Consider the following 22,509-nt stretch of genomic DNA (forward strand, 5'->3'; position numbering starts at 1 on the left):
TTGGAGAAGTTTTTATACTTTCGTTAAAATTACCACTAAGCGATCGTGAATAAAGCCATTATATATCAAAAGGAAATCATTAAACAACTCTATTTTGAGCAGGCACTTTCTTGTTCTGCATTGAGTGAGAAATTGGGCAAAAGCCTGCCTTTAACTGCCAATATACTCAATGAGTATATTAACGAAGGGTCAATATTGGAAAACGGACTGGCTCCGTCTACTGGTGGTAGACGAGCAGTTACTTATGCCCTTAAACCTGATTTCACCTACGTTGTTTCAGTAGCAATGGATCAGTTTGTTACCCGGATTGCTATCATGGATATGCAGAACATGCCGGTAACACCCATAAAAAAACTAGACTTGTTATTGAAAGCTAACAAAAACGCATTAGCCTCACTAACCGAAGCGATTGTTGTTGCCATTAAAGAATCTGCTATTCCATTAGCGAAGTTTTCAGGTATTGGAATTGGTATGCCTGGCTTAATTGATTTTGATAAAGGAGTTAACCATTCTTTTTTAGAAACGACCGATAAAAGTATTACCGCTCATATTCAAGAAACTACTGGACTACCAGTTTTTATCGATAACGACTCCAGTTTAATTGCCTTGGCGGAGCACCGTTTTGGAAAAGCAAAAGGCAAAAAAACAGTAATGGTTATCAATATTGGTTGGGGTATTGGCTTAGGGATGCTTTTTAATGGAAGTCTTTTTAGAGGCAATAATGGATTAGCAGGTGAGTTTAGCCATATTCCATTATTTACCAATAACAAACTTTGCAGTTGTGGCAAAACGGGCTGTCTAGAAACAGAAACTTCGTTACAAATGATTGCAGAAGAAGCAACGAGCGCTCTAAAAAAAGGAGAACTATCATTTATCAGCAATTTTCCACACAGCAATGCAGAAGAGATGATTAACGCGGTAATTAAAGCTGCATCGAGCGGCGACAGATACGCAATCTCACTTTTATCAAAAGCAGGTTATAATATTGGCAGAGGAGCGGCAATTTTGATTCACCTTTTTAATCCTGGTTTAATCATTCTAAGCGGTAGAGGTTCTTTAGCTGGGCGCTTGTGGCTTGCGCCGATTCAACAGGCCGTAAATGAACATTGCATTCCTAAAATTGCAGCCTATACAGAAATAGAAATTTCATCTTTGGGTTGCAACGTAGAATTAATTGGCGCAGCTGCTTTAGTAATGGAACACTATAATGAGCTAAAATTACAGAAAACAAAAAAGACCAATAAATCTGGTTAGGATTATTACTTCAAATTACCACAATCCATTCTCCATTTTAAAAAAACTCTCCAATTTTCGGAGAGTTTTTTTTGTTCTACTACTCCCCAAACCATAAGCCAATAAGAGTATATCCCAATGTTATTATTTAAGGCGTTCGTCATACCGAATGCCAGTGAGACATCTCACAAATAGGTAGAGCACCCAATATGGACATGGTGAAAAGCGGAGGAAACCTCTTAAATAATGACATTGTCCCCTATCGCAATCAAAGTTACCTACCTTTTTAACATAACAAAACGAAGTATTATTATTTTTTTAAAAACTTCTTGCATAATTTTAAGAACTATCTTATCTTGCATCACCAATTAGACGAACTTAAATATTAAGCAACCAATGGATAAATCCGAGGGTTACCGAAAAAAAATTATAAAGCAGCTTTATTTTGAGCAGGTCTTATCGTGTGCAGCTTTAAGTAAACATCTTAACAAAAGCCTTCCATTAACAGCGAAAATACTTGCTGAGCATATAGAGCAGGGGTTAATTGTAGAAGAAGGCTATGCTCCTTCTACAGGAGGAAGAAGAGCCGTTACGTTTGCGCTTAAGCAAGATATACTATATCTGGTGTCAGTTGCTATGGATCAGTTCGTTAGTCGCATTGTTATTATGGATATCCATAACAATCCCGTAACACGTATTGAAAAACTTGCGCTCCCTCTTAAGAACAATAAAGATGCGGTACGTGTGATTACAGACGCAATCATTAGATTAATTGCAGAGTCTGGGATTCCAAAAGAAAAAATAGCTGGTATTGGCATAGGAATGCCCGGTTTTATTGATGCAAATAAAGGTCACAACCACTCCTATCTGGAAGCATCGAAAAAAAGTATCACAGGTTATATCAAAGAACGCATTGGACTTCCTGTTTTTATTGATAACGACTCAAGCCTTATAGCGCTTGCGGAACAGCGTTTTGGTAAAGCCAAAGGCCGAGGAACCGTAATGGTAATTAATATTGGTTGGGGCATTGGTCTTGGGATGCTTATTAATGGCCATTTATTTAGAGGTGATACAGGTCTTGCTGGTGAGCTTAGTCACATTCCATTGTTTTCTAACAATAAATTATGCAGCTGTGGAAAAAGCGGTTGTTTAGAAACAGAAACTTCTTTGCTGATGATGGTAGAGAAAGCACAAGATGGACTTAAAGAAGGCAGGCTTAGCGCTATAAAACAACTTCCACACGCAGATATAGAAGAAACCATAAATGCTATTATATCTGAAGCATCTAACGGAGATCGTTTCGCAGTAGAATTACTATCAGAAGCGGGATACAATATCGGTAGAGGAGCGGCCATACTTATACATCTGCTCAATCCTAAATTAATTATTCTAAGTGGACGCGGATCGCTGGCAGGCCGACTTTGGCTACCACCAATCCAACAAGCAATTAACGAACACTGTATCCCAAAAATAGCAGAAAACACCGAAATAGAAGTTTCCAACCTTGGTTATGAGGCAGAATTAATAGGTGCTGCTGCCCTCATTATGGAAAATCTGGAATCAGTTAAACCGGCGAAAATCAACAGAAAAACTTTCCAACCTCAATATATATGAAATCTAATTTTTAACCAACTAAATAACCAAACAATGAGAACATTAATTACCACACGACTCTTGTTTTGCATGTTACTCGCCTTCTTCTCGTTGGCGACACAAGCACAGCAAAAAACAATTACTGGTACAGTTAAAGATGACACGGGAGAACCGCTCCCTGGTGTTAGTGTACAAGTAAAAGGAACTAAAAATGCGGTTAGCACTAATACCGATGGTGCTTATTCAATTTCGGCACAAAACGGTAATGTGCTTATCTTTAAATTTATTGGATTTTCTCCAAAAGAACTTACTGTTGGTGCATCATCAGTACTTAATGTCAGCCTCTTACCTTCAAACCAATCACTCGGAGAGGTGGTTGTAACTGCCCTGGGTGTAGAGAAAGAAAACAGGAAGCTAGGTTACGCTGTTACCACCGTAAAGGGTAGCGAAATTGCGCAAACCAATACTGTTAATCCTATTACAGCACTTCAAGGAAAGGTAGCTGGGGTAAATATTAACGTAATGAGTGCAGCGGGAGTACAAACCTCTCCAAACATTCAAATTAGAGGAGCCAAAGTGTTAGGGAACACCCCAGGGCAAGCCAATAACCAACCTATTTTTGTAGTTGACGGCAACGTGTTACAAAATAATATAATGGATGCAGATGGTGTAGATGGCGGTTCCCAACTGAAAAACCTTAATCCAGATGATTATGAGTCAATTACCGTATTGAAAGGTGCTGCTGCCACCTCAATTTATGGGTCTCGTGGTTTAAACGGAGCAATTGTAATCACTACTAAAAAAGGTAAGAAAGGCCAGGGCTTAGGTATTGAATACAATACCACCTACCAAACTCAGAATCTTTATAGAAGCCCGATTGAGCTACAGAATATATATGGCCAAGGAAGTTACAGTTCTAGAGAAGGAAACTTTGCTCCGGATGGAACTCAGGTTGCTACCGGATATAGTTGGGGTCCTAAAATGGACGGCAGCATGCACCCAGCTCCATATGATCAGTCTAAACTTGTCCCATTCTCGCCACAACCTGATAGCTGGAAGGTTTTTTTCCAAAATGGTAATTACATCAACAACAACCTCGCTTTAAGTGGAGCAGGCGACAAGTTTCATTACCGTGTATCCTATTCAAATACTTCTAGCAAGGGTATGCTTCCTAATAATGGATTGAAAAGAAATGCGGTGGATATCAAAGTAGGTGGAGATGTAAATAAAGTTTTTTCTACCGAATTAGGAATATCTTATGCTAATACCGTAACTAAAAATTATTATGGCCAAGGAAGATATTATCATTCTGGCGGGCAAAACCTCGGTTTTGACACCTATTATTTACCTCGAAATATAGATTTCGTAGATTGGTATGCGACCTATCGTAACGCCGATAATTCAACAAAGAATCCTGGAAACTCAGGGCTGGATAGAATAGTGAGTGCTTTTTCAAAATTTGACAAAAACAATTTCGAAAAGGAAGAGAATTCCTTGCTGGCCTACACCCAATTAAAAGCACAGGTAAATCCCTGGTTGGATTTTTCGGGAAAGTTGAATATCAATTTGTATAAAATAAATTCAGAAGAAAAAAACTATGGTAATGAGGCGAACCAAAAAGGTGGCTATTATGGTGTAAATGGAAGCTATAGCACAGACTATAACCTCCTGTTTATGGGACACGCCACCAAAAAAATCAATGAAGATTTAAATTTTGATTTCCGATTGATTAATGAGATTTACGGAAACCGTTTATCAGAGAGTTATGGTTCCCACACTGTGGGAGGGTTAGCTGTACCGAATCAGTTTTTCCTACTCAACTCTGTACAATCAGTACAAAGCGTAACTCAGTACGGCGGTCCAAAATACCCTTCACTTCTTACTATCGGTGTAGGTGCGGTTGCAAACTTAAACTACAAAGATTATTTAAACTTAGAGATTACCGGCCGAAATGATTGGTTATCAACTTTGACCTATCCTGGTAATGTTGAAGGTGAAAATAACTATTCAGTTTTTTACCCAGCAGTAAGCCTTTCTTATTCTCCTTATGACCAATTTACAGAGAAGATGCCCTCTTGGTTATCATCCGGCAGACTTAGAGCATCTTTGGCCTATGTTGGAAACGCAGGTGTTGCCGGGTCATTTTCTACAGGACGAGGTTACATTCCGGGTGCAATCTATAATGAAAATGGACAATCAGTTGGCTCAGCTATTGAATTCAATGGTAGTGTCAAACCTAATCCTTCCTTAAAACCCCAGCGTCAACGTTCTCTTGAACTTGGTACTAATTTCGGTTTGTTACATGATTTGATCACTGTAGATTTTGCTTGGTATAAAACCAACACTTTTAACCAATTATTAAACCTCCCCGCGGTGATAGAAACTGGATATGATAAATTATATATTAATGCCGGAAACATACAAAACAGGGGTTATGAATTACTGGTGAATGTGAATCCGATCAGAACAAAAGATTGGAAACTCGACTTTGCTGTTAATCTAGCGCAAAACAAAAGCAAAATCATTGATTTTGGAAACGGGATAAAAGAATGGCAGTTGAGTGGTGGCTATGATGGGGCAAACGTTTGGGCCTATGAAGGCGGAGATTTTGGTGTCCTTACCGCTGATATGGGTGCAACTGTTGATGTAGATCCTAAAACAGGCTGGCCATTGGTGGTGGTTAGCGATATAGCACAAAGCACCAATGCAGCAACTAAGTACAAAGTACAGACATATGATTATGTATATCCTAGCGCCACTGCTACCAAGAAGAGAGAGATTTTAGGTAAAGTTGAACCTGATTTAGTTGGAGGTATTAGTGCGAATCTTCGCTACAAAAACTTTAGCTTGTTTACTCAAGTAGATGGCCGATTTGGAGGTGACGTTTATTCTCAGGCATACAGTTACGGAATGAGTCAAGGAACTTTGGAAGAATCTCTTTATGGTAGAGATCAAGAACATGGGGGTGTGCAACGGATTGATTCTTATAATGGACAAACACGTTATGATGGTGTAGTTCCGAATGTTATTTTCGCTGAAGGAGAAATGAGCCCACTTAAACCAGGAACACCCATTGCAGGTATGACGTTTAAAGCTGCATATGATCAAGGATTAGTAGAACCTTGGAAAGCATCATGGTACCATGCCTACACTAACAATTGGGGAACAAATTTCAACACGGGAGGCGCTGTAAGCAAAAACTCCTGGATCATGCTTCGTGAAATAACTCTTGGATACAATATCCCCTCTCAGTTCTTAAGTAAGTTAAAGGTGCAAGGCGCAAGACTTAACTTTACTGCCCGTAACATTGGTTACTTGTATAAAACCTTAAATGCAGGACAAAATCCTGAATCGCTTCAAAGTAATGACCCTTTCAGACCCTACATAACCGGTGGAGTTCCGTTTTACCGTAGTTACTCTATGTCTTTAAATGTACGTTTCTAAATCTTAAAAACACGAACATGAAAACAATTAAAATATATCTAATAGCAGTCCTGTCTGTCGCAGTATTAACACAATCTTGTAAGAAAAATCTTATTGAGATTAATACAAATCCAGATAAATTGGACGATGTTGCGCCTGAATTTCTGTTCACTGGTGCTACAAAAGACATCAACTTAACAAGTCGTAATAACACCTCAAAAAAATACGCTACAACCTTAACTTATATGCAGTATGTCGTGAGAGATGACGGTACCGCCGATGTTCTGGCTGCGCCTTATTGGGATCCAGCAAAAGAAACTGGACCTAACCCCGGTTTTCCCTTTTACGATGATTACTACACAGGGATTGGCAGAGACATGCACCGTATAATCGACAAAATCGACCTATTGCCCGCAGATAATCAAAAAACTTATCAGGGTTTAAAAGCAATCGCTAGAGTAGTGGATGTATACCATGCATGGCGTATTGCAGATGTTTTTGGTGCCTTGCCATACAGTCAAGCTTTTGATGGCGACAAATACCCGCTCCCAGAATACGACCTAGACTTTACACTTTATAAAACATTTGACCAACAGCTTAAAGATGCCGCTACTCTTTTAAAACAGAATTTAACCGGCCAAACTAATATTGCGGCACAAGATTTTTTCTATGATGGTGACTATAACAAATGGTTGGCCTTTACAAATACGTTGCGCATCAAAATTGCTCAGCGATATGAAAAAAGAGATGCTGCAAATCTGACGAGTGTATTAAATGATATTGCAACAAATTTTAGTGGTAATATCATCTCTTCTGTTGATGCATCTTTCGCGTACAAACACACCAGAGACTGGAATAATAATGTGGATGACATCAATGCAATACTTTTAAATTATGATGCCTCTTATCCGTTCGTGGAGCTTTTAAAATCCACAAATGATCCACGAATAAAATTCATGGTAAGAGAAAATGATTTAGGAATAAACTACAAAGGATACAAGAATGTGCAAGACAACGGCACTGTTGCAGCCAAAGCCGAATTAGCTTTACCTGAAAACACCGTCCGGTATTACGGCAAGCATGTTTTTCCAGAATCTACTAACAGTAGTTATGGAAGATCTGGAGGTGTAAGAAACAAAGCATTTAATATTCAAGGCAGTTCAAGCCCTCAGAATCTTGGTGTTCTATCTCAAATTCAAACACGCTTATTTGTAAAAAATGGAGGATTTGGTGGGTTTGATGCAAGATCAGCTCCAGGCTTCATGCATGATACTGAAGGTGCTATCAGAGAAGGCGGAACCATCAAGATGAAGACATTATATCTTAGCTACGCAGAAACCTGTTTTATGATGGCAGAGATTGCCGAAAAAGGAGGTAACGGACTTGGAAAAACTGCATCTCAGTGGTTCTACGAAGGCGTCCAAGCTTCTTTCGACCAATACAAAGCAATTGCAATTAATGCTTATATACCTAAGGCTACAGAAGTTACAATGGGAACTTTCAAGACTGATCTTCCGTATTCAGGACTTAAGAGCATTTATTCACAGGCATGGGTAAACTTCCTATTGCAACCAGACGAAGCTTGGGCAATGTGGAAACGTACCGGATATCCTCAATTTGAAGACGTTAGAGCAGGCGTTCCTAACAAAATAGGAGACGGTTCTTCCATCGCTTATTTAGAAAGCGTATGGAATGGCACCAAAAATCTGGTTGCGCCAAGAAGAAGTGCTCTTATTCTTAGCACTGGATCTAACCCGAACTCCGCTAATTATTATAAAGCCATTGATCAAATGAAAGAAAAAAGTGTTGCTTACGGTAAAAATGCAGAAGATACCAAAGGAAGAATTTGGTGGGATATGCCATAACTATTCGTAAATAGTATTAAAACTTTAATCTCTCGGTATTGTATAAAGCAAGACCGAGAGATTTTAAAATTTACACCAAATATTTATTTTTATCTTTAAATTCCTTTTTTAAAAATCAATCGATTTATGGATAAAATAATTAAAACCACAGCCTTAGCTTTAGTCCTTTCAACTTGCTCGGCTTTTGCGCAAAAAAACAATTCAATCATCATCGATCCTTCAGATACCCAAAAAAACATTATTTACAAAGCTGCCAATATCACGCCCACTCCACGGCAACTTAGATGGCAACAATTAGAACTTACAGGCTTCTTTCATATCGGTGTAAATACTTTTACCAACCGAGAATGGGGAACAGGAAAAGAAGACCCTCAAATTTTCAACCCTTCTGCACTCGACGCAAACCAATGGGTACTTACGGCAAAAGAAGCAGGAATTAAACAGGTTATTTTAACGGCAAAACATCATGATGGTTTCTGTTTATGGCCAACTGCCACCACCGAACATTCTGTTAAAAACAGTCCTTGGCAGAATGGTAAAGGAGACTTAGTAAAAGAAGTTGCTGATGCCTGCAAAAAAAACAAAATGGGCTTCGGTATTTACCTCTCTCCTTGGGATATGAATGCTCCAATATATGGCACACCAGCGTATAATGACTTTTTTGTAAAACAGCTTACCGAACTCCTTACGCAATATGGTCAAATTGATGAAGTTTGGTTTGATGGAGCAAACGGTGAGGGTCCAAACGGAAAAAAACAGGTTTATGATTTTGAACGTTGGTATAAATTGATACGTAAACTACAGCCATCTGCCGTAATTGCGATTATGGGGCCAGATGTACGCTGGGTAGGAACAGAAACTGGCTATGGCCGGGAATCCGAGTGGAGCGTTGTTCCAATGAATAACCTCGACCCTACAGCAACTTCAGAAAATTCACAGCAAGCAGTAGCTTTTAAACCTGCTGGTGATATGCGTGGAAGCGACTTAGGTAGCCGAGATAAAATAAAAAATGCAAAAGGCTTGGCTTGGTATCCAGCCGAGACTGATGTTTCTCTTCGTCCGGGTTGGTTTTATCATGCCAAAGAAGATGATAAAGTAAAAAGCCCCGAAAAGCTTTTAGATATTTATTACAGTTCTGTAGGGCGAAATGGGGTATTACTTGTAAATATCCCGCCGGATCAAAGAGGACTCATCCACGAAAGTGATATCAAAAACTTAAAAGAATGGAAGCGTCTTCGCGATGAAACCTTTACCAATAATCTGGCTAAAAATGCCGACATAAAAATTGCTAAGGGCAAAAATCCAAAAGCATTATTGGACAATAATTATAAAACCTATTTCACCACAAATGGAGCAGACACAACTGCTATAATTGAGCTGGATTTAAAAACACCGCAATTATTTGATGTGTTGATGCTACAAGAAAACATCACGATAGGGCAACGGATTGAAAAGTTCTCGCTTGACTATTGGCAAGATGGAAAATGGGAAAAAGCCACAGAAGGAACCACCGTTGGGTATAAAAGATTAGTACGATTTACACCAGTAACCGCTAGGAAAGTGAGAATTAATATTGAAGCATCTCGCCTCAACCCTACGCTTGCAGAAATCGGACTCTATAAAAATGCTTTGAAAAATTAATTATTTGTTTAGCAACTATATAAGCTAACCAAAAAATCTATAACAGAAATCGATGAAAAAGCTATTACTGATCACCTTTGTTGTCTTCCTTTATCAAGGAATTTATGCACAGCAAACTGTCAACATTATTCCTAAACCCGTAAGTTTAAAACTTACAGCAGGTAGCTTTACCTTAAACCCGCAAACGGTTATTTCGCTAAACGGAAAAAGGAAGACTTTGAAACCAGTGGCTACATTTTTAGCGGCCGCTATTCAACAAATTTCTGGTTACAATGTTTCTGTTAAGCATAAAAGTACAAATGTAATTGAACTAAGTTTAACCAACAACCAAGAAATTGGGGAAGAAGGTTATAAAATGCAGGTTTCTTCAAACCGAATTAAAATAGAAGCAAATACCCCGGCTGGGATTATTTATGGCATACAATCTTTGCTACAAACCCTTCCTCAAATAAGAACCAATGCAGTTTTAAAAGTTCCTGCAATGGAAATTGTAGACTTTCCACGATTCAAATGGCGTGGAATGCACTTGGACGTTAGTCGCCATTTTTTTGGACCCGAGGTTGTTAAAGAGTACATTAATTTAATGGCCACTTACAAACTGAATACTTTTCACTGGCACTTGGTAGATGATCAAGGCTGGAGAATTGAAATAAAAAAATACCCAAAACTTACCGAAATAGGTGCTTGGCGAGTGGACGAGACTGATAAAGTATGGAGTTCAAGACCACAGGCTAAACCAGGTGAGCCAGCAACATACGGCGGTTTTTATACGCAAGAACAGATTAAAGAGATTATCAAATACGCCGCCCAACGAAATATAACCATCGTTCCAGAAATTGAAATGCCTGGTCACGTAGCTTCGGCCATTGCCTCCTACACTTATCTAAGCTGTACACAAAAACCCCAGCTTCCTTTAACTGGCGGTGATTATACAGGTATGTCATCAAATTATTGCGCAGGAAACGACTCTGTCTTTACTTTTTTAGAAGATGTATTGGACGAAGTTACAGCCTTGTTCCCTTCCAAATACATACATATTGGTGGCGATGAAGTAGATAAAACATCGTGGAAACACTGCCCTAAATGCCAGGCAAGGATAAAGCATGAAGGTTTGAAGAACGAAAACGAATTGCAAAGCTATTTTATAACCCGTATCGAAAAGTACCTGATCAGTAAAAACAAAAAGATGATCGGTTGGGATGAGATTTTGGAAGGCGGACTTGCCCCAGAAGCAACAGTGATGAGCTGGCGAGGTGAAGGTGGAGGAATCCAGGCTGCAAAAATGAAACATGATGTGGTGATGACTCCCGGAAATCCAGTTTATTTTGATCATTACCAAGCTGGGCCAGAAGGCGAACCGCTTGCAATTGGAGGTTTTAATACGCTTAAACGAGTTTACGATTATGAGCCTATTCCCCATGAATTGAATGCTGAAGAGCAGAAATTTGTGTTGGGCGCTCAAGCAAATCTCTGGACAGAATACATTACCACTAAAGAAAATGTGGAATATATGGTGCTTCCGCGAATGCTTGCACTAGCTGAAGTGGTGTGGACTCCAAAAGAAAATAAAGATTGGCTCGATTTTAACCAGAGATTAAAGTACCATTTCCGCGGTTTTGAGCAAAAAGGCTATCATTACTCGCCGGGGAATTTTACAGTTCATATCACACCTATATCTAAAGAAGGCAAACTGCTTATAAGTTTAAGCACAGAAATAGTAAACGGCGAAATCTACTATACTTTAGATGGAACTGACCCTGATACGCAAAGCACCAGATATACGGAGCCAATATTAATTAACTCATCTGCTGTGCTGAAAGCGGTCACGGTTATAAATGGTAAAGCAATGGGAACAAAACCTGTAGAGCAGACTTTTGTGATTCATAAAGCGATTGGTAAAAATGTAAACTACACTTATCCTGTGAGTCGCTACTACCAAGCGGACGGTCCAAATTCTCTTACCGACGGTGTTAAAGGAACTTATGCTGTGGGTAAGTACTGGCATGGGTTCAGCGGAAAAGACCTTATTGCCACTATAGATCTTGACACCCAAACAGCTGTGAGTACAATTTCTTTGGGATGCCTACAAAATTATAGCGATTGGATATTTATGCCACAGTGGGTCAAATTTGAAGTTTCTGAAAACGGGAAAGATTTCACGGAGGTTCAGCTGATTAAAAACCCAGTTTCGTTAAGCGAGAAATCAAAAATCTATAATTTCACCGCTCAGTTTAAAGCTATACAAGCAAGATTTATAAGGGTAAGTGCAAAAGTTTTAGATGCGCTACCAAAAGGACACAGTGGCGAAGGAAAACCGGCTTGGCTGTTTGCCGATGAGATTACGGTGAATTAATTCTTTTATTTAATTTAATTAGAAGAAATATCCTGCAAAGGGACTATGTCCCTTCACTTTCTTCATCTGGCAACACAAAGTCATCACCAAATTCCTCATTAATATCATGAGCCCACTGTTCTTCGTTGGTTGGTTCGTGGTTATGAGGAATTTGGTCATTTACAACCTTTTCTGATTGGTTGGTAATCTTTTCGGGATCTATTTCCGTCCGCTGTTTGGGTGGGTTATTGGTTGCCATAATTGTTTGTTTTTATAACAGATAGGAATACAAAAATCTTACCACAACACTGTTCGCAAACAAAAAAAGACTGCCTTGTGCAAAAGCAGCCTTCTTGGGTTAATCTAATCTATGTTTTATTGCTATTGTGTTCCTGTAATTAATGGAAAAATTGGGTTTAAGGTGTAGCCCGGAACGTACGTGATCACCGGATCAACTTTTACCACTTTAAACTCTGTTCTTCTATTTAACTGGTGTTCTGCTGCGGTACATTTTACACCATCAGCACATTTATTTAGCAGTTGCGTTTCTCCATAACCATTAGCGGTTAAACGTTCCTTATCTGCGCCAGCTTTTAATAAATAGTTTTCGGCAGAAATTGCCCGCTTTTTAGAAAGCTCCATGTTGTAAGTCGCTTTTCCTCTAGCATCAGTATGTGATCTCAATTCTATGTTAACATTCGGCGTAGTTTTCATAAAGTTTAACACTTTCTGTAAATCAGCTTCTGCATCTTTACGGATGTTGAACTTATTAAAATCGTAATAGATATTATTCAACCGCACTAAATAAGCTTCCTCTCCTTTTTCAACTTCAAACTTCACATTGTAAACTGTTGACTCCGTTGCGCCTTTGGTTGTTATTTGCCCTTGTTGGCGGTTAAAATATTTATCCAAATCTCCCCTCACCAAATAATCAGTTTCGGGTGCTAACTCAAATTTAAATGCTCCGTTTTCATCCGAAACCAAACTCTTTTCCAATCCTGTATCTTTATCAACCAAGAAAACTCGCACACCTTCTATGGGCGAACCATCCTGTTTTTGTACCACTTGTCCCTCTACAGCAAAAAACATTTCTTTAGGACGTTCACTAAACTGGTAAATATCATCTCCGCCTTTACCGCCTGGTCTGTTAGAAGATAAGAATCCGGTTAAATTATCATTGAAATAATAAATCCCGAAATCATCTTTCGATGAGTTAATCGGTGCTTTTAAGTTCTCTGCTTCAGTCCAGCTATCTTTTGAACCAATAGCAGAAAATATATCTAGTCCACCAATGGTAATGTGCCCTCTTGAAGAGAAAAATAATTTCCCGTCTTTCCTTACTGTTGGAAAAACCTCATCATATTTAGTGTTAACAGCAGACCCACAGTTCTTAGGTTTTGACCACCCCGAACCTAATTTCTCTGAATAAAAAATATCTAAACCGCCCATGGTTCCTGGCATATCAGAAGCAAAATATAAGATATTACCATCAGGGCTTAAAGCTGGATGTTCTATCGAATACTCAAAAGGGCGATTGTATGGAAATGAAACTGCTTGTGTCCAAGTGCCGTTTTGCTTGGTGCTATAAAAGATAGCTTTCTTAAAAACAACATCTTTTCCTTTCGGCTTTTCTTCTACAGTAGTAACACCTGCTTTGGTAAAGTACAAGGTATTGCCATCTGCACTTAAAGTTGCCGGCCCAGAATGGTAATTATCATTAATCTGCTCTGGCATTAAAGTTAACTTCATTTCACCAGTGAATACACTATCCTTTGTTTCTGCTTGATATAATTTCAAATACGGATTGCCTGTCCAACCGTAAATTTTAGGAGATCTTTTATCGGTTAGTGGTTTTAAAAACTCTCTGTCAGAAACGAAAATAAACCCCTTCTCATACGGAATCGGAGAAAAATCCGAATATTTGGTATTAAACCCGCTCTCGTTTGTAACCTGGATGTTTAAGTTTGGATTCTCTAACCATATTCTCGCAGCATCACATCCATTAGCTAGCTTTACTGCCTCGTCGCTTTGCGCAGGCACTCTTTCTGCATAGGTTAAATAGTTACGCTTTGCCTGTTCAAATTTTCCATTCTCCTTTAAAGCATCGGCATAATAAATATAGTTTATTGGGTTAAACCCTGGAAAAGTAAGCACTGTTGCGTAAGCCTTTTCGGCCTCTATAGAGTTACTGGTAAAACGATAGCAATTGGCTAATTTTTCTGCAACTTCCACAGTAGGATTTTTTTCCATCACCTGTTGATAGATTTCCATCGCATACTTGTAGTCGTATTTTTCGTAGTACTTATTTGCCTTACCTAAATCGTCTGAAAAAAGGGTAAAAGGGACCAAATAGATGATAGCTCCGGCGCAAGATAGAATTAATAATAAACGTTTAATTTTCATTGCCTTAAAAATATCGCGGTGAAAGTATACTAAACTCTGTTTTGCTACCAAATGTGTAGCCTATAGAAATCTCATGCGAACCATTATCAAATCCTTGTAATGAAGAAACTGAATGGTCATAAGCGTAACCTACCCGAACCCGTTTGCCAGCGTAAATCTCTAACAAGCCTACAATTGCATCACTTGCTTTTACTGCACCCATAGTACTATTCTTCTTCCATAAGTTTACCGATGTTCTGTAAGATGCACCAATCCACACCTTCTCGCCTATCAGAAAAAAGTTATTGATATCTAAATTAGTTGGGCCTTTTGTATCTTCTTTGATAAGAAAAGAGGGTTTAAATTTTAAAAAATCGTTAACATCTACTAAATAACCTGCTGTAAAAAAAATATGCTGGCCTTGTTTAATAACTAAGTTCTTTGATGCTGTGCTATAATCAATTGCTTTTGAAAACAAATTAGTTGCAGATAAACCCACGTAAAACTTGTTTGTACTAAAATGTAGTCCTGCTTTAGCATCTGGAGAAATAAAAGAGAGCTTTCCAGCATTGAAATTTGGGTCAGACGGATCGTTAAAATGCGCATCGCCCGTGTTTAAAGTAAACTGCGCTAATCCCAAACCCATACCAAAAGCCAATGTTCCTTCTTCGCTAACTTTTAATTTATAGGCGTAATTTAAGTAAGCATTTGTTTGCCCCTGAATCCCAATTCTATCATTAACAACTGTTAATGCAAAGCCCATTTTATCGTTTACAAAACTACCGTCTAAAACCAAGGATTGTGTTTTTGGCGCACCATCTATACCAACCCATTGACTTCTATGTAATGCACTTAAATTTAAATCCCCTTTATATCCTGCATAAGCGGGGTTAATTACTAAAGTATTAAACATGTACTGGCTATACTGTGCATCTTGTTGGGCAACAGCATAAAAAGAACTTGCTAATAAAGCAAAGCATATCAGTGTACTTTTCTTTATTTTAATCATTCCTCAGTAATGTTATGAAGCCTTTATAAACCTTCGCTTCGTTGTTAATATTTACTTTTAAAAGGTAAAAATAGGTCCCACTGTTTAAGCCACCACCGTTCCAGGCGTTTGCGCTATTGTAATTTTTCGCTTTAAAAACCTCACTTCCCCATCTATTCAAAATAGTAATTTCGTTATCCGGAAACAGGTCTATGTTCTTTATTTCCCAAGTATCATTTTTACCATCTCCGTCTGGCGAGAAACTATTGAAAATAGTAATCGGATCATTTACAGGTGTAATAAACGACATCGTTAGGGGTAATTTACTTACCGGCTTAAGTGTAGTGAAGGTTGCCAACATCATATCAGGTTGGGCCGTAGCAAGTGGACGGATGTTGGAAACACCTGCTTTTTCCCACAGACCAAAGTTTATCCAATTTACCAGTTGATTAAAGTTACCGTCTACCGTTTTATCAAACAGAAACTGATATTCCAATAAGCTATTGCCAGATTTTTGATCTGCTAAGTAAAAATATTTTGGATTAATTTCGTTGACGTCGAAACGTTTCAAACTTCTATCATAACCTTCAGTTGTTGGGTCTTTCTCAACAAAGCTTAATCCAACGGTGTTATCCAAATTGTCTTTGGTTTTAACCGTTACGGGACGATAAATCAAACTACCGTTAAGCTTTGAACCAAGTGGAAAAACATAATCATCAGCGGTATTGGTATGCCTGTACAAAAATCCTTTTGAGTTGGTACTCACGAAACCAGTGGTGTAAACAATTGAGCCAACAGCAGTTCCTAAAACCGACAAGCTTTTATCTTCTACCGCAAACTCTAGATTGTTTAGCCTTAGCGTTGCTCTCACATCAGCATCAGTCAATAACTTTTTAACGCCAGTGCCTGCAAGTGTTAAATTTGGAAAATTAGTTTTTTGCGACCCGCCTATACTTTGGTCTGTACCATTTAAAACAGTGTTTCCGGTAGATGCTAAAGCAAATACTCCAGATGCATCATTATTAAGCCAATTACCTTTAACGGTAAGCTCTCCAAAATTCTGAATTGTTCCGGCAAGGTTGCTAAAATCTCCGTTAACCGTTAAAAACGCCCCGTTTTGTATTGTTAAGCTATTGCCATTATTCACAAATTGCGCTTTGGATGACGCCGAAAACAACAGCACCATCAAAAAACTGTAAAAGGATATTTTGTTTTTAATCTTCATCAATAAAAATTAAAAAATAGCGATTTGGTAATTCCCTGCGATTGAAACAGCCCCGCCCGCTGTCTTTATATTATAAAACTTAACTGAAATTTTATCTGGAGCACTCACCCAAGCATGAGAAATGATGATTCCGTCTGGCAAGGAAAAAGCAGGAGAACAAGCAACTGCGTTTTCTGTTTTTGCACCTACAAAATCAAACACATAAGGTAAAGAACCATTAGCTGGAACTGTTGAAGAAGCAATATTAAGTGTTTGCTTGTTGCTTTTATTTAGATTTCTACGCGTCCAAGCTAACTGCTGAGGCGGAAAAGAACTTACTTCTTGTTGATAAACATATCCCGTTTGTTGATCTAGGTACAAATCGTCCAATTTACCCATATCATTATTAGGCAAACCTTGACCAGTAAACCATGTTAAAGATTCTCCAATTTCGCTCCACTTGAGTTTATCCCAAAAATTAAATTTAGAATCATCAGTATTATAAACCAGTAAGCCGTTTGCCGGTGTGGCAATAGCATTTCTTTGCGCAGTTGTTAATCGTGGCACCAAAACTCCACCAGTGGTAGAAGTTACATCCAATGCAGCACTCTTATCTGGAGTTGCGGTACCAACACCTACAGATCCTTGGGCAAAACCTTGCTGGTTAAGTACTAAACTCAACCCAAAACCCATCAATAACAGGTAAAACAGCTTGCTTTTTTTGAAATAATTATTGACAGATAAAGTTTTTTTCATACTCTCGAAAAGTTATCAACGTTATTTATAAACATTGTTAATATCTATAATCCTAGGTAAACACCCAATAAACAAAGATTATCCATATAAAACTTTTATATTCAAAAAGTTTTCCACATTGTGTTGTTAACATCTGCAACCTCCACCAGCAGCCCAGCTTTCAAGTATTTTTTTTTAACTTAGCTGGATTATTACAATCATTAATATGACACTAGAAAATAACGATTTAAAACGTATGGCCTCTCAGGTAAGAAGAGACATTGTACGTATGGTTTACGAATGCCAGTCTGGGCATCCTGGAGGCTCTTTAGGCTGTGCCGATTACTTAGTTGCCTTATACTTTAAAATAATGAAACACGATCCATCTTTCAATATGGATGGTATAGGTGAGGATTTGTTCTTTTTATCAAACGGACATATTTCTCCAGTTTTTTACAGCGTTTTAGCTAGATCTGGCTATTATGATATTGAAGAGCTAAAAACTTTCAGAAAGCTAAACTCAAGATTGCAAGGTCACCCAACAACGCATGAAGGTTTACCAGGAATCAGAATTGCTTCTGGATCTTTAGGTCAGGGAATGTCTGTTGCAATTGGTGCCGCATTAGCAAAAAAACTAAATAAAGACCAAGGTATTGTTTACACCCTACATGGTGATGGCGAATTACAAGAAGGTCAAAACTGGGAAGCGGCAATGTTTGCACCTTTCAATAAAGTGGATAATTTAATCTGCGTTGTTGATGTTAACGGACAACAGATTGATGGACCAACTGACAAAGTTTTGGGTCTATTAGATTTGCACCAGAAATTTACAGCTTTTGGCTGGGAAGTTTTACACATGGACGGTAATCAAATGGACGAAGTTGTAAAAACTTTAGAACTTGCAAAATCAAAAACCGGACAAGGAAAATGTATCATGATTTTGATGAAAACAGAAATGGGTGCAGGTGTTGATTTTATGGAAGGTTCTCATAAATGGCATGGTGTAGCACCAAACAAAGAACAGCTTGCTGATGCTTTGGGCCAGTTAGAAGAAACTTACGGAGATTACTAGTTTTAAGTTAAAAGTGTAAAGTATAAAGTCAAACGACTGACTTTACAGAAAATATAACACATGAAGTCTTGCATAGCATGCTTGAACTCAAAAACATAAAATAAAAAATCGTGAAAAACTGCGGAGCACTCTTGAATGCCGCTGTTTAAAATATAAACACATGAAAAAATACACATATACAGAAAGTAAAGATACCCGATCTGGTTTTGGAGCGGGGCTTTTAGAAGCTGGTAAAAAGAACGACCAAGTGGTAGCGCTTTGTGCTGATTTAATTGGTTCGCTAAAAATGCAGGAATTCATCAAAGCTTTTCCAGAAAGATTTACCCAAATGGGTATTGCTGAAGCAAACATGATGGGTGTTGCAGCTGGTATGACCATTGGTGGAAAAATTCCATTTACAGGTACTTTCGCTAACTTTTCTACCGGAAGAGTTTATGATCAAATCCGCCAGTCTATAGCTTACTCTAACAAAAACGTTAAAATCTGTGCATCTCACGCTGGTTTAACTTTAGGAGAAGATGGTGCAACACACCAGATTTTAGAAGACATCGGGATGATGAAAATGTTGCCAGGGATGACAGTAATTAATCCTTGCGATTACAATCAGACAAAAGCAGCTACAGAAGCTATTGCCGAGTTTGAAGGTCCGGTTTATTTACGCTTCGGTCGCCCTGTAGTTCCTGTTTTTACAGATCCAGATCAAAAATTTGAAATTGGAAAAGCTTGGATGGTGAATGAAGGTAAAGACGTAAGTATTTTTGCAACTGGGCATTTGGTTTGGGAAGCAATTTTAGCTGGCGAAAAATTAGCAGAAGAAGGAATAGACGTTGAAATCATCAACATACATACCATTAAGCCTTTGGATGAAGAAGCAGTTTTAAAATCTGCTAAGAAAACTGGATGCGTAGTAACTTGCGAAGAGCATAACCGTTATGGTGGCTTGGGAGAAAGCATTGCACAATTATTATCAACAAATACACCAACTCCAATGGAATTTGTAGCAGTTGATGATAGTTTTGGCGAAAGCGGAACTCCAGCAGAATTAATGAAAAAATACGGTTTAGATAGCAGCAACATTGTAGCCGCTGTTAAAAAAGTAATGAAAAGAAAATAATTTTCTTAACATATCGTTGAACGTAAGCCGAAGTCTAATACCTTCGGCTTATTAGTTTTTAAATAAATGGAGATAGCCGACTCGATAATACTTCAGAAATTTGAAGATGAAAAAACTCGTCACGAGGCTTTTTCTCTATTGCTAAAAAAATATCAGCAGAAAGTTTATTGGCATGTACGTAGGATGGTTTTAAATCATGACGATGCCGATGATTTAGTGCAGGATGTTTTTATTAAGGTTTGGAAAAATCTGTCTAACTTTAGACAGGATGCACAGCTTTACACATGGCTCTATCGCATTGCAAGCAACGAATGCATCACTTTTTTAAATAAAAAGAAAGCAAAAAACAATGTGTCGCTTGATGAAATACCCGAACAACTTACTGATAATCTAAACGAAGAAAATTATTTCTCGGGCGATGCAATTCAGAAAAAACTACAGCAGGCCTTACTAATTCTGCCAGAAAAACAAAAGTTGGTCTTCAATATGAAATATTATGACGACATGAAGTTTCAAGAAATATCAGACGTTTTAGGTACAAGTGTTGGTGCGTTAAAAGCATCCTACCATTTGGCGGTAAAAAAAATAGAGCATTACTTATTATCCACAGATTAAACCTTTTCCTTAAAAATCAATCAATGTTTATGAAAAGCGAGGATGACAAAATGGAACTAGAAAAAGAAGCCCCAACATTAGCAACAATAAGTAAACAAAATACCTTTAAAACTCCAGAAGGATATTTCAACGAGCTAACTGAGCAAATTACAAATCAGATAAAAATCAGCGAGTTAATTAATAATCCATTTGAAGTACCCAATAATTATTTCGACGAACTTAGTAAGCAGATTACATCCTCAGTTCACTTAAACACATTTAAAAATCTTGAATCTAAAGGTTTTGGATTTGACGTTCCTAGTAATTATTTTTCTGAAGCTCAAGAACGCATACAAAACAGCGTTGCAAAACCAAAAACCTCAAAAATCATAAAACTACATTTTATTAGGTATGCAGCTGCAGCTTGTATTTTATTTACAACAACCTTAGGCGTCTACTTCAATGTAAAATACAATACTACTGTATCACACCAATTATCTAGAATACCCGCCGACGATATAGAAACTTATTTAAATCAGCATACAGAAAACAGTGATTTACCCATGTTAATTGAAAATATTGACGATGCTTCTGATTTAAGTATTGATGATTTTCAATTGAAAAAAACACCTAATTAAACATGAAACTATTTATAACATTTGTAGTTGCCATAACCTTTTCTTTAGGGATAAACCAAGTTTCTTTTGCGCAACAACCCAATAAAAAAACACAGCAGATTGAAGCCATTAAATTTGGTTACATATCGGGCAAGCTAGAACTTAATGATGAGGAGTCTAAAGAATTTTGGCCTTTATATAAAGACTATCAAGCCGAATGGAATCAACTCATCAAACAAAAAAAGCAAAGCAGAATAGCCAACGCAAACGACCCCAATAAGGCTGTGGATGATGATTTTAGTTTTGACAGTAGACTGTTAGAACTAAAGAAAAAATACCGAATGGAGTTTGGCAAAGTTCTCCCTCCAGAGAAAATAAAAAAATTATATCAAGCAGAACGAAGTTTCAGAGAAGAGTTGATCAAACAATTAAAAAATCGTCCGTAAAACAACTAAATCTTCAAAAAAACCAATCAAAAACACATTTATGAATTAATGTATCTTTGCAGATATGTTAAGTCAGAAACAACTTTTTTTATTAAATACTGCCCAAACCTCTAGCTTTCCCAGACTATTAGAAGTTGAAAAAGCAACAGGTTCTTATCTATTTGATCCATCCGGAAAAAAATATCTCGATTTAGTTTCGGGGTTTGCGGTGAGCAACATTGGGCATCGACATCCAAATGTAATTAGCGCCATACAGCAACAAATCGAAAAATATTTACACGTAACCGTTTATGGCGAATTTGTTCAATCGCCACAAGTAAAGTTTGCCCATCGGCTAAGCCAAGTTTTACCACCAAGCCTTTCATCCGTCTATTTCACCAATTCGGGTACAGAGGCTACAGAAGGCGCTTTAAAACTTGCCAAAAAGCACACCAATCGTACAGAAATCGTATCTTTCAACGGCGCTTACCATGGCAGTACGCATGGCGCATTAAGCTTAATGGGTAACGAGTATTACAAACAGGCTTATCGGCCACTGTTGCCAGATATTAAATTTATCCAACTTAACTCCCTGCCAGATTTAGCAAACATTACAACCAAAACTGCTACGGTAATTTTAGAAGCCGTACAAGGCGAGGCAGGTATTCGGGTTCCGGATTTGGATTATATCAAAGCCTTACGCAAAAAATGCGACGAGACAGGAACTTTGTTGATTTTTGATGAGATACAGACTGGCTTTGGCAGAACTGGAAAACTTTTCGCTTTTGAAAATTATGATATTATTCCCGATATTCTTTTAATTGCCAAAGGAATGGGCGGTGGGATGCCTATTGGCGCTTTTATCGCATCCAAAGAAATAATGGATGTGCTTAAAGAAAACCCAATTTTAGGGCATATTACTACATTCGGCGGTCACCCAGTAAGTTGTGCTGCTGGCTTGGCTTCGCTAAATACTATTTTAGATGAGGATTTGGTAAGTGGTGTAAAACAACGTGAAAACTTATTCAAAAACCTACTAATTCACCCAAAAATTAAAGAAATAAGGGGTTTAGGCTTGATGATTGCGGTACAACTGGCTAATTTTAACGAAGTAGAAGAGGTAAGCAAAAGGTGTTTGGATAAAGGAATAATTATCGACTGGTTTTTACACTGTGATTCGGCATTACGCATTGCGCCACCATTAAATATCACAGAGGAAGAGATCAAATTTGCGTGTAAAACCATTGTGGAAACAATAAACGAACTTTAACAACCCTAAATTACTTAACTA

The 22,509-nt window shown here is 38.0% G+C and carries 17 protein-coding genes; 12 read left to right on the forward strand and 5 right to left on the reverse strand.

Features of this window, described 5'->3' with window-relative positions; genetic code table 11:
* Positions 1 to 45: 45 nt before the first annotated feature.
* The 6 genes from B176_RS0113780 (at position 46) to B176_RS0113810 (ending at position 12,108) form a co-directional block, all read left to right on the forward strand.
* Positions 46 to 1,254 (forward strand): ROK family protein, encoded by a 1,209-nt coding sequence (locus B176_RS0113780; protein WP_017259408.1) that lies wholly within the window; start codon positions 46 to 48, stop codon positions 1,252 to 1,254.
* Between the two features lie 375 nt (positions 1,255 to 1,629).
* Positions 1,630 to 2,847 carry an ROK family protein gene (locus B176_RS0113790; RefSeq protein WP_017259410.1) on the forward strand — a complete coding sequence of 406 codons (1,218 nt, stop codon included), beginning with the start codon at positions 1,630 to 1,632 and terminating at the stop codon, positions 2,845 to 2,847.
* A 33-nt stretch (positions 2,848 to 2,880) separates the two neighbouring features.
* Complete coding sequence (locus B176_RS0113795; RefSeq protein ID WP_083852721.1) at positions 2,881 to 6,270, forward strand: SusC/RagA family TonB-linked outer membrane protein; 3,390 nt, start codon at positions 2,881 to 2,883, stop codon at positions 6,268 to 6,270.
* Positions 6,271 to 6,287: 17 nt separating this feature from the next.
* Complete coding sequence (locus B176_RS0113800; RefSeq protein ID WP_017259412.1) at positions 6,288 to 8,114, forward strand: SusD/RagB family nutrient-binding outer membrane lipoprotein; 1,827 nt, start codon at positions 6,288 to 6,290, stop codon at positions 8,112 to 8,114.
* A gap of 126 nt (positions 8,115 to 8,240) precedes the next feature.
* Complete coding sequence (locus tag B176_RS19635) at positions 8,241 to 9,755, forward strand: alpha-L-fucosidase (RefSeq protein WP_017259413.1); 1,515 nt, start codon at positions 8,241 to 8,243, stop codon at positions 9,753 to 9,755.
* A gap of 52 nt (positions 9,756 to 9,807) precedes the next feature.
* The gene (locus tag B176_RS0113810) at positions 9,808 to 12,108 is read left to right on the forward strand and encodes a glycoside hydrolase family 20 protein (protein ID WP_017259414.1); all 2,301 of its coding nucleotides are present in this window, start codon (positions 9,808 to 9,810) and stop codon (positions 12,106 to 12,108) included.
* Between the two features lie 43 nt (positions 12,109 to 12,151).
* Here the strand turns inward: B176_RS0113810 and B176_RS0113815 are convergent, their stop codons facing one another.
* The 5 genes from B176_RS0113815 to B176_RS21190 all read right to left on the reverse strand — a co-directional run bounded on the left by B176_RS0113815 (position 12,152) and on the right by B176_RS21190 (position 17,417).
* Positions 12,152 to 12,346 (reverse strand): hypothetical protein, encoded by a 195-nt coding sequence (locus B176_RS0113815; RefSeq protein ID WP_017259415.1) that lies wholly within the window; start codon positions 12,344 to 12,346, stop codon positions 12,152 to 12,154.
* Positions 12,347 to 12,468: 122 nt separating this feature from the next.
* On the reverse strand, positions 12,469 to 14,490 hold the full coding sequence (locus B176_RS0113820; protein ID WP_154647990.1) for an OmpA family protein: 2,022 nt from the start codon (positions 14,488 to 14,490) through the stop codon (positions 12,469 to 12,471).
* Between the two features lie 4 nt (positions 14,491 to 14,494).
* On the reverse strand, positions 14,495 to 15,478 hold the full coding sequence (locus B176_RS0113825; RefSeq protein ID WP_017259417.1) for a PorP/SprF family type IX secretion system membrane protein: 984 nt from the start codon (positions 15,476 to 15,478) through the stop codon (positions 14,495 to 14,497).
* Positions 15,471 to 16,682, reverse strand: a complete 1,212-nt coding sequence (locus B176_RS20360) for a gliding motility-associated C-terminal domain-containing protein (protein ID WP_017259418.1) — start codon at positions 16,680 to 16,682, stop codon at positions 15,471 to 15,473. Before B176_RS20360 ends, B176_RS0113825 begins: the two co-directional genes overlap by 8 nt.
* 9 nt (positions 16,683 to 16,691) lie before the next feature.
* Positions 16,692 to 17,417, reverse strand: coding sequence for a hypothetical protein (locus tag B176_RS21190; RefSeq protein WP_017259419.1), 726 nt, complete (start codon positions 17,415 to 17,417; stop codon positions 16,692 to 16,694).
* Positions 17,418 to 17,622: 205 nt separating this feature from the next.
* Here B176_RS21190 and B176_RS0113840 point away from each other — a divergent pair, with 205 nt between their 5' ends.
* The 6 genes from B176_RS0113840 (at position 17,623) to B176_RS0113865 (ending at position 22,488) form a co-directional block, all read left to right on the forward strand.
* Positions 17,623 to 18,468, forward strand: a complete 846-nt coding sequence (locus B176_RS0113840; protein ID WP_017259420.1) for a transketolase — start codon at positions 17,623 to 17,625, stop codon at positions 18,466 to 18,468.
* Positions 18,469 to 18,628: 160 nt separating this feature from the next.
* Positions 18,629 to 19,582: a transketolase family protein gene (locus tag B176_RS0113845; protein ID WP_017259421.1), complete on the forward strand. Its 954-nt coding sequence runs from the start codon at positions 18,629 to 18,631 to the stop codon at positions 19,580 to 19,582.
* A gap of 66 nt (positions 19,583 to 19,648) precedes the next feature.
* Positions 19,649 to 20,197, forward strand: coding sequence for an RNA polymerase sigma factor (locus B176_RS0113850; protein ID WP_017259422.1), 549 nt, complete (start codon positions 19,649 to 19,651; stop codon positions 20,195 to 20,197).
* Positions 20,198 to 20,226: 29 nt separating this feature from the next.
* On the forward strand, positions 20,227 to 20,814 hold the full coding sequence (locus tag B176_RS0113855; protein ID WP_017259423.1) for a hypothetical protein: 588 nt from the start codon (positions 20,227 to 20,229) through the stop codon (positions 20,812 to 20,814).
* Between the two features lie 2 nt (positions 20,815 to 20,816).
* Complete coding sequence (locus tag B176_RS0113860; RefSeq protein WP_017259424.1) at positions 20,817 to 21,239, forward strand: hypothetical protein; 423 nt, start codon at positions 20,817 to 20,819, stop codon at positions 21,237 to 21,239.
* 64 nt (positions 21,240 to 21,303) lie between these two features.
* Positions 21,304 to 22,488: an aspartate aminotransferase family protein gene (locus B176_RS0113865; protein ID WP_017259425.1), complete on the forward strand. Its 1,185-nt coding sequence runs from the start codon at positions 21,304 to 21,306 to the stop codon at positions 22,486 to 22,488.
* Positions 22,489 to 22,509: the final 21 nt, after the last annotated feature.

The sequence above is a fragment of the Pedobacter arcticus A12 genome, from assembly GCF_000302595.1.
GTDB classification, from domain to species: Bacteria; Bacteroidota; Bacteroidia; order Sphingobacteriales; family Sphingobacteriaceae; genus Pseudopedobacter; species Pseudopedobacter arcticus.

Excerpts from the sequence above, each read along its gene's own strand:
- B176_RS0113790 (WP_017259410.1), top strand. The coding sequence starts at position 1,630 with ATGGATAAATCCGAGGGTTACCGAAAAAAAATTATAAAGCAGCTTTAT.
- B176_RS0113795 (WP_083852721.1), top strand. The coding sequence starts at position 2,881 with ATGAGAACATTAATTACCACACGACTCTTGTTTTGCATGTTACTCGCC.
- B176_RS0113800 (WP_017259412.1), top strand. The coding sequence starts at position 6,288 with ATGAAAACAATTAAAATATATCTAATAGCAGTCCTGTCTGTCGCAGTA.
- B176_RS19635 (WP_017259413.1), top strand. The coding sequence starts at position 8,241 with ATGGATAAAATAATTAAAACCACAGCCTTAGCTTTAGTCCTTTCAACT.
- B176_RS0113810 (WP_017259414.1), top strand. The coding sequence starts at position 9,808 with ATGAAAAAGCTATTACTGATCACCTTTGTTGTCTTCCTTTATCAAGGA.
- B176_RS0113815 (WP_017259415.1), bottom strand. The coding sequence starts at position 12,346 with ATGGCAACCAATAACCCACCCAAACAGCGGACGGAAATAGATCCCGAA.
- B176_RS0113820 (WP_154647990.1), bottom strand. The coding sequence starts at position 14,490 with ATGAAAATTAAACGTTTATTATTAATTCTATCTTGCGCCGGAGCTATC.
- B176_RS0113825 (WP_017259417.1), bottom strand. The coding sequence starts at position 15,478 with ATGATTAAAATAAAGAAAAGTACACTGATATGCTTTGCTTTATTAGCA.
- B176_RS20360 (WP_017259418.1), bottom strand. The coding sequence starts at position 16,682 with ATGAAGATTAAAAACAAAATATCCTTTTACAGTTTTTTGATGGTGCTG.
- B176_RS21190 (WP_017259419.1), bottom strand. The coding sequence starts at position 17,417 with ATGAAAAAAACTTTATCTGTCAATAATTATTTCAAAAAAAGCAAGCTG.
- B176_RS0113840 (WP_017259420.1), top strand. The coding sequence starts at position 17,623 with ATGACACTAGAAAATAACGATTTAAAACGTATGGCCTCTCAGGTAAGA.
- B176_RS0113845 (WP_017259421.1), top strand. The coding sequence starts at position 18,629 with ATGAAAAAATACACATATACAGAAAGTAAAGATACCCGATCTGGTTTT.
- B176_RS0113850 (WP_017259422.1), top strand. The coding sequence starts at position 19,649 with ATGGAGATAGCCGACTCGATAATACTTCAGAAATTTGAAGATGAAAAA.
- B176_RS0113855 (WP_017259423.1), top strand. The coding sequence starts at position 20,227 with ATGAAAAGCGAGGATGACAAAATGGAACTAGAAAAAGAAGCCCCAACA.
- B176_RS0113860 (WP_017259424.1), top strand. The coding sequence starts at position 20,817 with ATGAAACTATTTATAACATTTGTAGTTGCCATAACCTTTTCTTTAGGG.
- B176_RS0113865 (WP_017259425.1), top strand. The coding sequence starts at position 21,304 with ATGTTAAGTCAGAAACAACTTTTTTTATTAAATACTGCCCAAACCTCT.